The sequence below is a fragment of the Desulfopila sp. IMCC35008 genome (assembly GCF_010646885.2).
Lineage (GTDB): Bacteria > Desulfobacterota > Desulfobulbia > Desulfobulbales > Desulfocapsaceae > Desulfopila.
In genome coordinates this window covers 5,505,900-5,520,490 of record NZ_CP050700.1, presented here as the reverse complement: position 1 = coordinate 5,520,490, position 14,591 = coordinate 5,505,900, and the positions used below count along the sequence as shown (strand labels likewise).

The window sequence follows — 14,591 nt, the reverse complement described above, 5'->3', positions numbered from 1 at the left end:
GGCTGTTAGGTGGCCTGGACTGAAGTGAACAGCAATTCGTCTTTAGCCCAAATATTTCATGAAAAACTTGCCGGCGCCGATATATGTCTCATGTTTTCTTATAGTTAAGATGTAGATGGGTGTTTTAATTGCTGTTACACTTTGTACCTGAGCAGAAATAACTGGCTCCTGTAGTTTTTCACCCTTCGGGCGAACCGATATGGCCCGCTATCCTTCGTTGCAACAGGGAGTTGCCTACTCAAGTAGTGCAAATCCCTGTGCACCTTGACTAGCAGGCCATCTCGGTTCGTGAAATATCCGGGTTAGATACCCATGAAGAGTTGAAGGTGTCGCTCTTTTCAGGTGTAATTATCGGGCAGCAGCAGCCTCCACAAATGCCTCAAACAGTTTGAGGAAATGGGCATGGCGGGCGGTCAGGTCTTCCGGGTGCCACTGGATGCCGACGGCAAACGGGTGGTGCAGGTGCTCAATCGCTTCAACGATCATATCCTGCGAGGTTGCGGTAGCCTTGAAGGTATCGGCAATTTTTTTGACCGCCTGGTGATGAAACGAGTTGACCATCAGCTGGTCGGCATCGAAAATATTTTGTATCCTGGAGCCGGATGCCAGCGTGATCTTATGATACAATTCATCAACCGGCATCTGTTTGGGCAGGTGACCGAGACTATCCTCCAACTGGGTAAAGATATCCTGGTAAAGAGACCCCCCGGCGGCAACATTCATAAGCTGCATACCGCGGCAGACCCCAAGTATTGGTAACTCCTGCTCAACAGCTTGTGCAAAGAGGTGGCATTCGCATTCGTCTCGTTCCGGGCAGATGCAGTCCAGTTCCTTTACCGGATTTTCGCCGTACAGTTGCGGATTCACACCTTCGTCCCCGCCGGTAATCAGCAGACCGTCGATGACGCGCAGATACCCTTCAAGTACCGCGGCATCGTGTATCATTGGCAACAGCAGGGGGATTCCCCCGGCTTTAGTTATTGAGATCGAATAATTGCTGCTGACAGCGGTATAGGATTTCTGGGGCTGTTTGAGTACGAATGTGGTGATTCCGATGATCGGTCTCATAACGTCTGTCCTTCACTATTCAGGTTATTTTTCAAAAGAGAAAAAGTCCCATCCTTATTGATGATAATATCGTTCATCATTAAAAATCTTCTGTTGTTGTTCGAGTATCTCAAGAACCCGGTCTTTCTCACGATATATAACCAGGGATGAGACCAGATTGACCCAGAACAGGGGGCCGGTAAGCGAGTTGCCAAAAAAACGGGCGTTAGTCGCGCAGGAAAAGGCAATCTCTGCGTATTTGCTGATCGGGCAGCGCGGCGAATCTGTTATGAGAACGAGGGTAATTTTTCTTTCTGAAAGATTTTTTACCGCCTCGATTACTTCCCTGTTATAGGGAGGGATCTCAAAAACGAGGACGAGATCGTTTTTTCTCAACAATGAGGTTTCTTCAATCAGTGTTCCGTGTCGCCTGCTGATCGGGGTACAGCGAATTCCCATCAGTTTCATGCGAAGAGCGAAAATCTCGGCTATGGTTGTGGAGACGCCCCAGCTCAGGGTGTAAATATTTCTGCCGGAGACCAGCAGATCCGAGATCCGACTCAAGTCCGTTTCGTCAAGAACATCAAAAGTTGTTGTGATATTTGCCTGCTCCTGGCGGCAGATCTCTTCAATATCAAAATCCTCACCCTCAGAAATCACCTTTTTCATCTTGCACACTGGCGAGCTATCGAGAAGCACTTCCTGCTGTAGTGCCTTCTTAAACTCAGAATAGCCGTTAAAACCGCACGATTTGGCAAAACGCATCAGGGTTGTTTTAGAGATTTCGAGCCGGGTGGCGATATCTCCAATTGAGTAGAGTGCAAAATTCTTTACATCGCTGCTCATCAGGTTAAAAATGCGCTTTTCGTTGGCGGTAAAATCCTGGTATCGTGAGGCGATGGCTTCGACAAGGTTCATACGACTGCCTCCTCACCCAGATCAAGTGATTGCCAGTGATGACAGGCTACCTTGTGGTCCTGCCCTGCTTTTTCCAGTTTCGGCCGCTCTTTTTCACAACGGCCCGTCTTGTATCTGCAACGGGTCTGGAATTTACAGCCGGATGGGGCATTGATCGGGGAGGGGATCTCACCTTCAAGCTCAATACGAAACGGCTTATGCCCTGGAGTCTGGGCCGGGATTGAGGAGATAAGGGCCTGGGTGTATGGGTGCCTGGCGCCGTGTCGGAGTGCACTGCTGGGGAATATCTCCACAATATTTCCGAGGTACATAACAGCAATAGTGTGGGAGATATGTTTGACCACCGACAGGTCGTGGGTGATGAACAGGTAGGAGACGTTAAGCTCCTGCTGCAAACGTTTCATCAGGTTCAGGGCCTTAGCCTGCACCGATACATCCAGGGCTGATACCGGTTCGTCAGCGATGACGATGGATGGTTCTGTGGCAAGCGCCCGGGCGATGCCGATCCTCTGACGTTGACCTCCGGAAAACTCATGAGGGTAGCGCTGGTAGTGCTCTTTCCTGAGACCGGTAATCTCCATGTAATCGAGCACCAGTTGTTCCACATCTTCGTCGGGCCGGTGAAAACGAACGGCCTCGCCGATAATGTTGCCGACCGTCATCTTGGGATCAAGGGAAGAAAATGGATCCTGGAAGATCATCTGCATCTTTTTGCGTAGCCGTTTTCGCTCACTTCTCGGGACAGTGAGAATGTCCTGTCCATGGCAGAACACTTCACCGCTGTGAGCCTCTACCAGCCGTACCAGAGCCTTGGCCACTGTGGTTTTTCCGCAGCCGGACTCACCAACCAGGCCCAACGTCTGTCCTCGAAAAAGGTCAAAGGAGATATCGTCCACCGCCTTGACGTAACCAACTGTCTTTTTGAAGACCCCCTTTTTGACCGGGAAGTAGACCTTGAGGTTTTTGACCGAGAGGACCTTTTCTTTACTCATTATTTTCCGGGTCTCCCTGATAGAGCCAGCAACAGGTGTAATGGCCGTTCCCGAAACTGTACCGGGGCGGTTCTTCGGATTGGCAAATTTCAAGACGACGTTGACAACGGGGCTGAAAGTTACACCCTCTGGGCAGGTTGAGCGGATCAGGGACATTCCCCTCGATGATCGCCAGCATGTTCACATCTTCTTCTATATCAAGTACAGAGTTCCGGAGCCCTTCGAGGTATGGATGTTTGGGATTGAAAAAGATATCGTGGCTGGTGCCGTATTCAACCACCTGGCCGCAGTACATGACCGCAACCTTGTCTGCGGTTTCGGCAACCACTCCCATGTCGTGGGTAATGAGGATGACCCCCATACCGATCTTCTCCTGCAGTTCTTTTATCAGTTTAAGGATCTGGGCCTGGATGGTGACATCCAGGGCGCTGGTCGGTTCGTCAGCAATAAGCAGTTCCGGTCTGCAGGCGAGTGCAATGGCTATCATCACCCGTTGGCGCATGCCGCCGCTCAATTGATGCGGATATTCATTAACCCGGGCGCAGGCATCAGCAATACCGACCAGTTCCAGGAGTTGTACAGCTTGAGCCAGGGCCTCTTTTTTATTCTTCCCCTGATGCAGGGTGAGACTTTCACCGATTTGTCGGCCGACTGTCATCACCGGGTTGAGCGAGGTCATCGGCTCCTGGAAAATCATGGCGATGGAGTTGCCGCGGATGTCGTTCATCTCCTGATCAGTGAGAGTTGTCAGGTTCCGCCCCTTGAAATTGATTTCGCCGGAGACGATCTTACCCGGAGGGGTAGGGATGAGGTTTAAGATCGACATCGCTGTTACAGATTTTCCGGAGCCGGATTCGCCAACCACGGCCAGGGTTTCTCCCTTGTTCACCGTATAATTGACGCCGTCGCAACCACGCACGATACCATCATCGGTGTAGAACCAGGTATGCAGATCCTTTATTTCCAGAAGTGTTGTCTGCTGTTTTTTCATCTCATTCTCCCAGGCGGCTGTCCAGCGCATCCCGCAGGCCGTCGCCGAAAAGGTTGAAGGAGAGTACGATCAACAGAATGGTGAGGCCGGGTACCACCGACATCAGGATGTTTTCGTGCAGGAATTGCTGACCGTTGGAGAGCATACCGCCGAGGCTGGCCATGGGCGGTTGAACCCCTAAACCGAGAAAGGAAAGCCCTGCAATTACCAGGATTGTTTCACCGATAGAGAGGCTGGCCAGAACCAGTATTGGTGAGATACAGTTGGGGATGATATGCCGGACTATAATGGAGCTGTCAGAGAGACCAATGACCCTGGCGGCTGAGATGTAATCCGCCTCTTTGACGCTCATCACGGAGCCCCGGATAATGCGGGCAAAAGCCATGAGGTTGGAGAGGCTGACGATCAGAATGAGTTTGGTGATCCCGGTGCCGAGCGCTGCCATGATGGCAATAGCCAGCAGGATAAAGGGAATGGAGTTCCACACTTCGAGCAGCCGCATGATAATGTTATCCGTTTTGCCACCGTAATACCCGGCCAGCAACCCAAGAAAAGTTCCGATGATAGTGTTGAGCACCACGGCAATGACCCCGATGCCAAGTGCCACCCGAATACCATAAAGATTGCGCGAGAAGATATCCCGGCCAAGGTCGTCAGTTCCCAGCCAGTGGCTGGTTGAGATCGGTTGTGAAAGCGCCCCCCAGTCCGTCTCCAATGGATCGTGCGGTGACAGGAACGGTGCCAGGATTGCCAGGTAAATGAGGATGATAAGCACCACCATTCCAAGCATGGCGTTCTTGTTTCGTGACAGTCTCTGCCACATAAGCTGTCGTGAGCTTTTGGTCTTGCGTTCCTGGTGCAGTATGTTGCTTTTGTGTATGGAAAAGGCCATTGCCAGGAGACCGACAGTGATGGTCGCGAACAGGCAGTATGAGATCAGATCTTTTTTCGCCTCGCCAATGAAACCAATCAGGAGGATCAGCGACAGGAGAAAGAAGTAGAAGGTCTTTACACGTAACATTTTGCCAGGCCTCCTTCTTTACTCGAATCGTATTTGCGGGTTGATCACCGCGTAAAAGAGGTCGACCAGCAGGTTGACCATAACGTAGATGATCGAGAGGATCAGTACAGCCCCGAAGACCAGGGGTTCGTCACGACGGAAAATGGCGTTGACCGCCAGTCGGCCAACGCCGGGCCAGGCGAAGACTGTTTCCGTGAGTACAGCACCGGCGAAGAGCCGGGCGACCTGGTTGCCTATATTGGTGGTGACCGGCATCAGTGCATTACGGAAGGCGTGAACCATTATGACGCTTCGTTCCCTGACCCCCTTGGCCCTGGCGGTACGGATGTAGTCCTCCCGGATAACGTCAAGCATGGCAGATCGAGTAATACGTGTTGTTGAGGCCATGAGTGTAAAAGAGAGCACCATGGCTGGCATAATAATATGGCGAATTCCTTCAACAGTAAAGATAGAACCTCCGTAACCGGAGGCGGGCAGCATTCTCAATTGGACAGCAAAGAAATAGATGAGAAGGATACCCGAGAAAAAGACAGGGATGGAGATACCGAACAGGGCAATCATCATGGAACCGTAATCAAAAAACGAATTCCTCTTCACCGCAGAGATGATTCCTGCGGGAAGGGAGACTGCCACCGCAAGGAACAGTGCCGTAAGTCCAAGCTCAAGGGTTGGCACCATTTTCTGCATGACCACCGTGATGACGTTTTCCCGGTAATAGATAGAGTTGAGTTCACCTGTGAAAAAGTTCTGCATCATTTTCACATATTGCACCACAAACGGTTTATCCAGGGCGTACTTCTCCCTGGTGAGCTGAAGGGCTTCCTCGGTTGCCCTGTCACCGAGCAACACCATCGCAGGATCACCCGGAGTGAGCTTTAAGATGGCGAAGATCATCATGGATATGGCGATGAGGATGGGAATCAGCAGGAGCAGTCGTCGAATGGTATAGGCGAGCATATCAGCTAACTATCTCGTTCCCGTCCTAAAACTGCCCTTTGGGTCAATATCTTCGTTATGCTCAAAATTTTATCCTTGGAATATCAATTATATGCCTGAAGTAAAATTTTCCACATCCCTCGATCTGGACCAGATAAGCGTAGACTTCGAAGCGCCTAGTTTTAGGATAGAAACTATCTGAAAAAAAACAGGGCGGCTGACATGTATCCGTCTGCCGCCCCAGGTATGGTTGAATTAGTCGACACTCACGTTACGCTTTTCTGTTACCAGGTGGAAGTAATCCTGCGGGGAAGGTCTGAAGTCCTTCACGTTTTTTCCGACAATGGCGGTAACGCTCTTGAAAACCAGCGGAATGTGGATGTAGTCATCTGCAAGAGCTGTTCGCATAACGGTCTGGTACTGTTTGCCACGCTCCTCGGTATCCACCAGGGTACGACCGAGTTCCAGGGCCTTGTCAATTTCCGGCTTTGAATACTTGGAAAAGTTCATGGAAGAACCTGTATGGAAAATTTTGTAGGTCCAGCGATCCGGATCGGGAACAGAACCCCAGCCCATAACGTAAAGGCCGAGATCGTTGCTTTTTAAGATTGGGAACAGGGTGCCCCATTCCAGGGATTCCACCTTGGCTTTGATATTGTATTTACGCAGTTCGGTGGCAACGGCGGTGGCGATTTTTACCCGGAACGGATTCTGGGAAGTATAAATGGAGAACTCGAAACCGTCCTCGATGATTCCGTCTTTTTTCAGCTCGTCAAACAGTGCCTTGGCTTTTGCCGGATCGTGGCCAAGAGCCTTCGACTTCATGTATTCGCGGTCTTCCGGGAAAACACCGGTGGGAATCCAGGAGTAGGAGCGCTCGCCCACACCTTTCCAGATCCCCTTGATGGCCGGGTCAAACGGTACTGCGTGGTACACCGCTTTCCTGAAACGAACATCGGAGAACGGAGCCTTGTTAAAAGCAAAGCCGAGATAGGAGTTGGAGAGGCCGGGGATGGTCATAACGGTGACCCGGTCTGAGGATTCCAGCCGTTTTACATCTTGCGGCAGTAACTGGTGGGCGATGTCGATACCGCCTGATTCAATTTCGGCAGCCATAACCTCAGGCTTAGGGATGGGCCGGAAAACAACCTTGTCGACTTTCGGTTCGCCGAGGAAATAGTCGCTGTTTTTCTCGAGTACGATGCGCTCATCCGGTAGCCACTCAACGAATTTGAAGGCACCGGTGCCAACAGGATGCTTGTCAAACTCATCCATACCAATTTCTGATACCAGTTCCTCCGGGATAATGCCCGCGGTATGATTGCCCAATGCGAGCATAAGCGGTGCGTATGGATCTTTTAAGTGCAGCTTGATGGTTACATCGTCAACGACCTCGATTGACTTGATCGGGGTAAAAAACTCTTTTGACGGGGAGGCATTATCCGGGTTCATGATTGCCTCCAGGGTGTATTTTACATCCTTTGCAGTCATGTCCATGCCGTTATGAAACGTGATACCTTTACGCAGATGAAATGTGTAGAGCTTGCCATCCGGGGTGATTTCCCACGATTCGGCCAATGCCGGTGCCGGGGTGGAAGCACTTTCCTTAAAGGAAATCAGGGTGTCGAAGATGTTACCGGCGAGTGCCTCTCCGAACAAGCCGGGAATCAGTACCGGATTAAGTTTGGCCGGTTCCTTGGCAATACCTATGGTAAGTGTCGAGTCAGCAAGGCTGTTCTGGACAGCTCCGCAGGCCATCACTGCACAGAGTGACAGCGAGACTAAAAGCTTCTTCATGTTCTCTCCTCCTTTAGCTAGGTTGACAATAGTTACTATATGATCAAAAAAAATAACCTTGGTTACATTGTATAGCGTAGGAGTTGGAAAAAAGCGACGAAATTTTCGATATAAATTGGAGTGAAGACGAGCGGAGTTCTGACTGCAGAGGAGGCAGAGGTGACTCACCGGTTATCAGAATATAACCGGTGAGTCACGGCACGAAATCCTGTAATCAGTTGGGGTGGGTGCTGGCCAGGGACTGGTGAATATCGTGAAAGGCATCTGAAAGCTCTTTCTTGAGCTCTTGTAAGCTACAGATTGTTCCTTCTATTTCCAGCCAGAGAACCGTTTGCAAGTCCCCCCTGATAAGGGATGCACAGGACAGGAAATCCGGTCTTGTACACCTTCGGAGCGACGATTCATTGCCAAATGCTATCCATTGCGGATTGTTTACTTGCACCTGTGTAAGGAACTCTTCCCAGGCAAGGTCTGCCGGGATGTCAAGGTTCAGACGCAGGTAGACTTGGTCGTCCCGGGTTTTCTCGAAATAAAACCTGTTATCCGGGAGTATTTCATTAGAAGAGGTGACGGGGCCCGTCAAGGTGGCAAGCTCCTGCATGCTCTTTGGGAAAAACGGGGCTAGCATGTGTGCTTCTGAGGGAGCGGTAGCCAGTGATACTGCAACATATGTTACCCCGGAAAGGAGCATGGCGGCGATAACACCGTGCCCCATGAGGATCGGATGGATGGTCTCCAGGTAAGGGGGGGCACCGGCAGTGGTCATAAATTTATCGATACCGACGAGAGCACACTGGCTAAAGAAGCCGATGATCATGGACCAGCTGGCACCGGGTCCTGTGCCCCGCTTCCAGTACATCCCCCCCATGAGGGCAAAGAAATAGGAGGCACTGGCAATAAACGTGGCGATATGGATAGCATCAATGATGGAGTCAATAAAAAACGAGCCAAGGGTGGCAAAGCCGATGATCAGTAAAACGCTGACCCGGTTGATGGCAAGCATCTGGCCCATGGTGGCGGAAGGGTTGATGTAGCGTTGGTAGAGGTCGCGGGAGATGCATGAGCCTCCTGAAACGGCGAATGTATCAGCGCAGGACATGGCAGCGGCTGCCAGGGCTACACCGCAGATAGCCGTAACGATAACAGGGAAGTTGCTGTCCAGGATAAACTGGAGCAGGGCTGGTTCCGCTTTGGCCATCCCCATAGGAAATCCCATTTTACTGATTTCAGGGTAAAGAGTGTTGAGACCAAGTGCAATAAGGGCGCATCCCCCGAAAACAAGCGTAACAAGGACGGCACCTATGAGGAAGCCATTTCTGGCGACCCGGTCTGATCGTGCCGCCCATACTTTCTGCCATGGATCCTGCTCGGTTATCCAGCCGGGAAGGATGGCGAGACAGAAGATGAGGACCATGGGTAAACCTACGGAAAGTGGGTTCCACCAGTTCCCAGAGTTTGATCCGGCCAGTTCCATGACGGGAACGGAAGAAACATCGGCTGCCCCGGACAGGACGAGGGCTGCCATCACTAGCACAAAAGCGGAGAGGCAAAGAAATTGAATCGTATCCGTTGCGATGACGGCGGACAATCCACCGAGTGTTACATATACGGCGACAGAAAGGCCGACAATGAGAGCGGCCTGCACACTGCCTATCCCGTAAAATACCTGCAGTACCAGGCCGAATCCCTTGATATCGGCGACGGCAAAAAGAATCATCACCACGATGATGATGAGGGCGACAGGTCCCCTGAGGGAGGTGCCATACCGCATCTCAAGGAGTTCCGGTTGCGTCATGGCAGGAACGGAACGGATTTTCCTGACCAGGACGCTGATGATGATGAGTGCCAGAATGTTGGGGGCGACAAAACCCCATATAGAGCCTGTTCCGAGCAGCATGAAAAAACCGGTGACGGCGAGGAGTGCCCCTGCCGTGAGCCAGGAAGCTGCGGCCGAAAAGCCGATGGAGAGGGCACCGGCCCGTTTTCCTGCGAGCAGAAATTCGCGTAGTGATTTCTGACGTTTGGTGAAATAGATGCCGGTAATAATGAGAAACGCGATGTATCCGGCCAATAGGATGAGAAAAATCTGGTAACCGTCCATAAATCCTCCTGACGACGCATTTTCCTGGAGTCGTCCGTCATGGGCGTGGCGGCACAAAAAAACCCGATGCCGACACAGGTCAGCTCGGGGATTTACCGTCTCTCCGAGAGGATTAAGGCTTGACTGACAGATATTCTGGCTCGTGGATCAATCTACTCACCGCGTCTTCCCGTGCCGTTTCGTTGGTTCCACGACGTCACAGTGACTTCTGAACGGTTTTCGTCCCCACTTACAGCGGCGGGTCCGCCCCGGAATTACACCGGGTTCCCTGCAGGGTGCGTTCGCACCCCGGATCCGGTAACCGGATCATCAGTAAGCGTCTGTATTACTACTGGTTCAACTATTATCTTGTCGAGGATTCCTTGTCAAGGATCAACTCCCTGCTCAGCAATTCCACAAGTTTCTCTGTCTGTTCCCGTACCAGTCCCCTGCACTCTTCCATCTGTTTTTCTTCGCCAAAACGATCCCGCAGGGTGCCGCAGCTACACGTCGCGTGTCTTTCCTGGAAGTCAATGACCATGATTTTGCCTAAATCCGCAGGAATATCCCAACTATCACCTCCTTGCTGGCGTCCGTGAAAGTGACCGATTGCAATCATGCAGCCGGAAAGGACTCCACAGGTCTGCGTGAAGCTCTTGCCAAATCCGCCGCCAAATGCGGTTGCATGGCTGATGGCTCCCTGAATATCGGTTTCTCCGAAGGCCTCCAAGACAGGCCGCGACGACGGCCTCGGTATAGTGGTAATGGTGGCCGAAGTATTCTGCAGCTCTTTCTCCGGCTTCAGGCGCGTTGATGACAGGTTTCATCGTCTATTTCCTCCAAACAAAAGAAGCCGAAACCCCACGAGGCTTCGGCTTCTTTAAAAAACATGTGCAGGCTTCTTATTTACAGCAGGGCCAGCAGGACACCTGCGGCTACAGCAGAGCCGATAACGCCGGAGACATTCGCTCCCATGGCATGCATGATCAGATGGTTTTGAGGATTTGCCTCAAGACCGACCTTGTTGACAACCCTGGCCGCCATAGGCACAGCGGAAACGCCGGCGGCGCCAATAAGCGGATTGATCGGGTTTTTAGAAAGCTTGTTCATGAGTTTTGCAATCAGGACACCGGTAGCGGTTCCGATGGCAAATGCGATCATACCAAGCATCAGGATGCCGAGGGTTTCCAGGTTGAGGAACTTATCGGCAGACAATTTGGAACCGACACCTAGGCCGAGGAAGATGGTGACGGTGTACATCAGCGCATTCTTGATAGTATCTGACAACCGGTCCACAACCCCGCACTCCTTGGCAAGGTTACCGAGCATGAACATACCGATAAGCGGTGCGGCAGAAGGCAACAACAGGGTACATATACCGAGAACGAGCAGCGGCAGGATGATCTTTTCAAGCCGAGAGACATGGCGCAGCTGCACCATTTTGATTTCCCGCTCTTCCTTGCTGGTCAGTAACTTCATAATCGGCGGCTGGATGATTGGCACCAGTGCCATGTAGGAATAGGCGGCGATGGCGATGGATCCAAGCAGTCGTGGTGATAACTGACTGGATAGAAAGATCGCCGTCGGCCCGTCGGCACCACCAATGATACCGATAGATGCCGCATCTCTCAGGGAAAAATTAATCCCAGGAACCATGTCGGTAAGGAAAAGGGCTCCGAGCAGGGTGGTAAAAATACCGAACTGGGCCGCTCCACCGAGCAGGATGGTTTTGGGGTTGGCAATCATCGGACCAAAATCGGTCAGCGCGCCAACACCCATGAAGATGATCAGCGGGAATATTCCCGTCATGATGCCCACTTCATAAATGTAATAGAGAATGCCGCCCGGTTCGGCTATACCCGCGAGTGGAATATTGGCGAGAATGGCACCGTAGCCGATGGGGATCAGCAGGAGTGGTTCGAACTGCTTGAAAATTCCAAGAAAAAGCAGGACGAGGCCGACACATATCATCAGGATACGGCCGATGCCTACTGTCCAGTCCTTTGTCAGCTGGCCATCGATGAACCCATAAATACCTGTGGTCTTAAAGAGGTTACCGGCGAGTGCTGAAATGGACGGAAGCTTCGTCGATGTTTCTGATATAACCATATCGGCTACAACAGGTGAAGAACTCATGGTACCGATATGACTGTTTTCTTTTATTTTTTGATACGGTTTAATGACGACTTCCGTTATTTGGCCTGAAACACCGGCCTTTAAGTGAATAACGGTGCCGTCTTCTTTTTTCAGGGTGGCTATCTGATCACCGCTGTAGACAAAATCTCCGGCTTTGATATCAAGCCGGACGACCTTGGCGTCAGCAGGAGACACGATGTCCACCGTCGTATCCGCGGCCAGCCCGTATCCCGCCCCGAAGAGCGTAGCGAGCAGCGCGGAGAGTATGAGAAATCTGATCTTCATTGTGCTTTCCCAGAATAAAACGACTTCATTGAAGGTTCCCGGTCTCAACCGGGAACCTGAAAACTACGGACACGTGCCTGGATTAACCGATGGTAATCAGCGGCTCACCGGTCTGAACGGTATCGCCCACAGCAACTTGCAGGGCGATGACCTTGCCGTCACAGGGTGACTTGACTTCAGATTCCATCTTCATCGCTTCCATGACCAGCAGCGGTTGGTCCTTCTTTACGGCAGAACCGACATCGACAAGGACCTTCAGGATATTCCCGGGTGTCGGAGCTTCAACTTCTGTTCCTTCCACGGCTTCGGCAGGTGCTGCTGCAACAGGAGCAGCCTGGATACCGCCGGCATCGTTAACCGAAACGTTATAAGGCTTGTTGTTGACAGTGATGGTGTAGTTGCGTGGTCCGATTGAGGCAGGTGCGGCAACAGGTGCTGCGGCCTTGGCCGCCTTTTTTTCTTCAGGTTTCTCGTCGGTTATTTTGCGTACATTGACGATTGCCTTGCCGAGCAGGAAGTCGAGTCCCTTTGACTCACAACTGGCGATAATGAAGAGGTTTTCGTCGTTAACTTCCAGGTTATTCTCCTCAAGAATTTTCTGGGCCTTAGGGAGACCAGGCTCAAGGATATCCAGCGGATCATCAGTGAAAACAGGTTTTCCAAGTTGTTCGGAAGCGAGTTTGACGATTTCTGGATCTGCGGGAACCGGGGTGCGTCCAAAATACCCGAGAACCATGTTACCGTAGCTCGGATTGATTTTCTTCCACTTACCCTGAGTGACGTTGAGGTAGGCCTGCTGGAAGTAGAACTGGGAAACGGGGGTAACGGAGGTTCCAAAACCACCGCGGGCAACAACTTCAGACATCTCTTTGATAACATCACTGTAGAGATGCAGGGTGCCTGTGTCGCGCATCATCATGGTATTTGCGGTGAGTGCTCCACCCGGCATCGGTGACAGGGTGACATTCGGGCTGACCATTTTTGCTTCAGGCGGGAAGAAGTAATCCTTCATTGCTTCTTCAAATGCCTCGATGGCGACCAGCACTTTCTCATAGCCGATATCAAGGGTGTACTCGGTGCCTTTCAGGGCGTGGATCATGGACAGGATATCCGGCTGGCAGGTACCGCCGGAAACCGGGGTCTTTGCCAGGTCAATACCGTCAGCACCACCTTCGATGGCCGCCATGTTCTGGGAGATACCAAGTCCGGCGGTGTCATGGGTATGGAACCAGAGGATGGTGTCGTCAGAGACGATTTTTCTAGCTGCTTTCAAGGTTTCATAGACTTTTCTCGGGTTGGAGGTACCGGAGGCATCTTTGAAACAGATTGAATGAAACGGGATATCCGCGGCCAGGATCTGCTTAAGGCGATCGATATAGAACTCAGGATCATGGGCGCCTGAACAGCCGGGGGGAAGTTCCATCATGGAGACAACAATCTGGTGGTTCAAGCCGTGATGGGCAATACGCTCACCGGAGTATTCCAGGTTCCGGACATCATTTAAGGCATCAAAGTTTCGAATTGTGGTCATGCCGTGTTTTTTGAACATCTTGGCATGGAGGTCGATAACGTCCCTCGGGCACTGGCTTAGTGCAACAACATTGATACCGCGGGCAAGTGTCTGCAGGGCTACGTCCGGGCCAACCTCGGCACGGAAGCGGTCCATCATATCGAATGCGGATTCACCGCAATAAAAGAAAAGGCTCTGGAAACGCGCGCCGCCCCCGGCCTCAATATTATCAATTCCGGCATCAACGGATGCCTTTACCGCCGGAAGAAAGTCGTCAGTTAATACCCTGGCTCCGAATACAGACTGAAAACCATCCCGGAAGGATGTATCCATAAATTTTATAACTTTCTTGCCCACTTTGTTCTCCTCGCTTAAAGTTTAAAATTGCTGCAACAACCTGGTACAACGATACTATTTATGTCGCCCACTCTCTCATGTGTCCACTTCTGATCACGAGATAATGACTAGCTTATTGCAAAACGCTCCGCCTCATAGGCGGCAACTGCTGCCGCAATAGCTGCAATGTCATCGTCCAGATTTTCCTGGGAGAGTTTTTCCTTCTTGCTTCTGGCAAGAAGTTCTCTTTCAAGCCTGATAGCCTCAAGCTCTCTGTCTGTGGCTCCTTTTGTGAGGCGAGAGACGAGCTGAATGAGGATAATCATCAAGATGAGAAACAGGACGACGGTCGTCATACCGACGAACATCAGTTTAATACCTTCTAAAATCATACAGTGATCTACCTCCTTAAAAAATTTGCGTGTATCGCACCACGAAAAGGACTGAATGGGTATTCAGCCTGGTATTAAAAAAAAACCACAAGTTCCCTATATACACTAAGTGGTTTTGGTGCACAAAGTAATAACAATAATTAAAAGAAT

The 14,591-nt window shown here is 51.3% G+C and carries 12 protein-coding genes and 1 riboswitch; all 12 genes read right to left on the bottom strand.

All coding sequences use genetic code 11. The features are described from left to right. Nucleotides 1-348 precede the first annotated feature (348 nt). Entirely contained in the window at nucleotides 349-1,068 is a 720-nt protein-coding gene (locus GA520_RS23585; RefSeq protein WP_163335868.1) for a gamma-glutamyl-gamma-aminobutyrate hydrolase family protein, read from the bottom strand. 54 nt (nucleotides 1,069-1,122) lie between these two features. Next, nucleotides 1,123-1,965, bottom strand: a complete 843-nt coding sequence (locus tag GA520_RS23580; protein ID WP_163335867.1) for a MurR/RpiR family transcriptional regulator — start codon at nucleotides 1,963-1,965, stop codon at nucleotides 1,123-1,125. After that, entirely contained in the window at nucleotides 1,962-2,957 is a 996-nt protein-coding gene (locus tag GA520_RS23575) for an ABC transporter ATP-binding protein (protein WP_163335866.1), read from the bottom strand. Before GA520_RS23575 ends, GA520_RS23580 begins: the two co-directional genes overlap by 4 nt. Then, nucleotides 2,950-3,948 carry an ABC transporter ATP-binding protein gene (locus GA520_RS23570; protein WP_163335865.1) on the bottom strand — a complete coding sequence of 333 codons (999 nt, stop codon included), beginning with the start codon at nucleotides 3,946-3,948 and terminating at the stop codon, nucleotides 2,950-2,952. Before GA520_RS23570 ends, GA520_RS23575 begins: the two co-directional genes overlap by 8 nt. A 1-nt stretch (nucleotide 3,949) precedes the next feature. Then, nucleotides 3,950-4,969 (bottom strand): ABC transporter permease, encoded by a 1,020-nt coding sequence (locus GA520_RS23565; RefSeq protein ID WP_163335864.1) that lies wholly within the window; start codon nucleotides 4,967-4,969, stop codon nucleotides 3,950-3,952. A gap of 18 nt (nucleotides 4,970-4,987) precedes the next feature. Beyond that, nucleotides 4,988-5,926 (bottom strand): ABC transporter permease, encoded by a 939-nt coding sequence (locus GA520_RS23560; RefSeq protein ID WP_163335863.1) that lies wholly within the window; start codon nucleotides 5,924-5,926, stop codon nucleotides 4,988-4,990. A 234-nt stretch (nucleotides 5,927-6,160) separates the two neighbouring features. Next, nucleotides 6,161-7,702: an ABC transporter substrate-binding protein gene (locus tag GA520_RS23555; protein ID WP_163335862.1), complete on the bottom strand. Its 1,542-nt coding sequence runs from the start codon at nucleotides 7,700-7,702 to the stop codon at nucleotides 6,161-6,163. 214 nt (nucleotides 7,703-7,916) lie between these two features. Continuing rightward, a complete protein-coding gene (locus GA520_RS23550; protein ID WP_163335861.1) occupies nucleotides 7,917-9,803 on the bottom strand; it encodes a sodium:solute symporter in 1,887 nt (628 codons plus the stop codon). Between the two features lie 107 nt (nucleotides 9,804-9,910). After that, nucleotides 9,911-10,132, bottom strand: a riboswitch (cobalamin riboswitch). A gap of 14 nt (nucleotides 10,133-10,146) precedes the next feature. Then, nucleotides 10,147-10,512: a C-GCAxxG-C-C family protein gene (locus GA520_RS23545; RefSeq protein WP_163335860.1), complete on the bottom strand. Its 366-nt coding sequence runs from the start codon at nucleotides 10,510-10,512 to the stop codon at nucleotides 10,147-10,149. Between the two features lie 176 nt (nucleotides 10,513-10,688). Further along, nucleotides 10,689-11,891, bottom strand: coding sequence for a sodium ion-translocating decarboxylase subunit beta (locus GA520_RS23540; RefSeq protein WP_370362817.1), 1,203 nt, complete (start codon nucleotides 11,889-11,891; stop codon nucleotides 10,689-10,691). Nucleotides 11,892-12,285: 394 nt separating this feature from the next. Beyond that, on the bottom strand, nucleotides 12,286-14,070 hold the full coding sequence (locus GA520_RS23535; protein WP_205749182.1) for a biotin/lipoyl-containing protein: 1,785 nt from the start codon (nucleotides 14,068-14,070) through the stop codon (nucleotides 12,286-12,288). A 107-nt stretch (nucleotides 14,071-14,177) separates the two neighbouring features. Then, entirely contained in the window at nucleotides 14,178-14,441 is a 264-nt protein-coding gene (locus GA520_RS23530; protein WP_163335858.1) for an OadG family transporter subunit, read from the bottom strand. Nucleotides 14,442-14,591 lie beyond the last annotated feature (150 nt).

Bases quoted from the DNA above. Each gene is read 5' to 3' on its own strand.
- GA520_RS23585 (WP_163335868.1), bottom strand. From the start codon at position 1,068: ATGAGACCGATCATCGGAATCACCACATTCGTACTCAAACAGCCCCAG.
- GA520_RS23580 (WP_163335867.1), bottom strand. From the start codon at position 1,965: ATGAACCTTGTCGAAGCCATCGCCTCACGATACCAGGATTTTACCGCC.
- GA520_RS23575 (WP_163335866.1), bottom strand. From the start codon at position 2,957: ATGAGTAAAGAAAAGGTCCTCTCGGTCAAAAACCTCAAGGTCTACTTC.
- GA520_RS23570 (WP_163335865.1), bottom strand. From the start codon at position 3,948: ATGAAAAAACAGCAGACAACACTTCTGGAAATAAAGGATCTGCATACC.
- GA520_RS23565 (WP_163335864.1), bottom strand. From the start codon at position 4,969: ATGTTACGTGTAAAGACCTTCTACTTCTTTCTCCTGTCGCTGATCCTC.
- GA520_RS23560 (WP_163335863.1), bottom strand. From the start codon at position 5,926: ATGCTCGCCTATACCATTCGACGACTGCTCCTGCTGATTCCCATCCTC.
- GA520_RS23555 (WP_163335862.1), bottom strand. From the start codon at position 7,702: ATGAAGAAGCTTTTAGTCTCGCTGTCACTCTGTGCAGTGATGGCCTGC.
- GA520_RS23550 (WP_163335861.1), bottom strand. From the start codon at position 9,803: ATGGACGGTTACCAGATTTTTCTCATCCTATTGGCCGGATACATCGCG.
- GA520_RS23540 (WP_370362817.1), bottom strand. From the start codon at position 11,891: ATGGTTATATCAGAAACATCGACGAAGCTTCCGTCCATTTCAGCACTC.
- GA520_RS23530 (WP_163335858.1), bottom strand. From the start codon at position 14,441: ATGATTTTAGAAGGTATTAAACTGATGTTCGTCGGTATGACGACCGTC.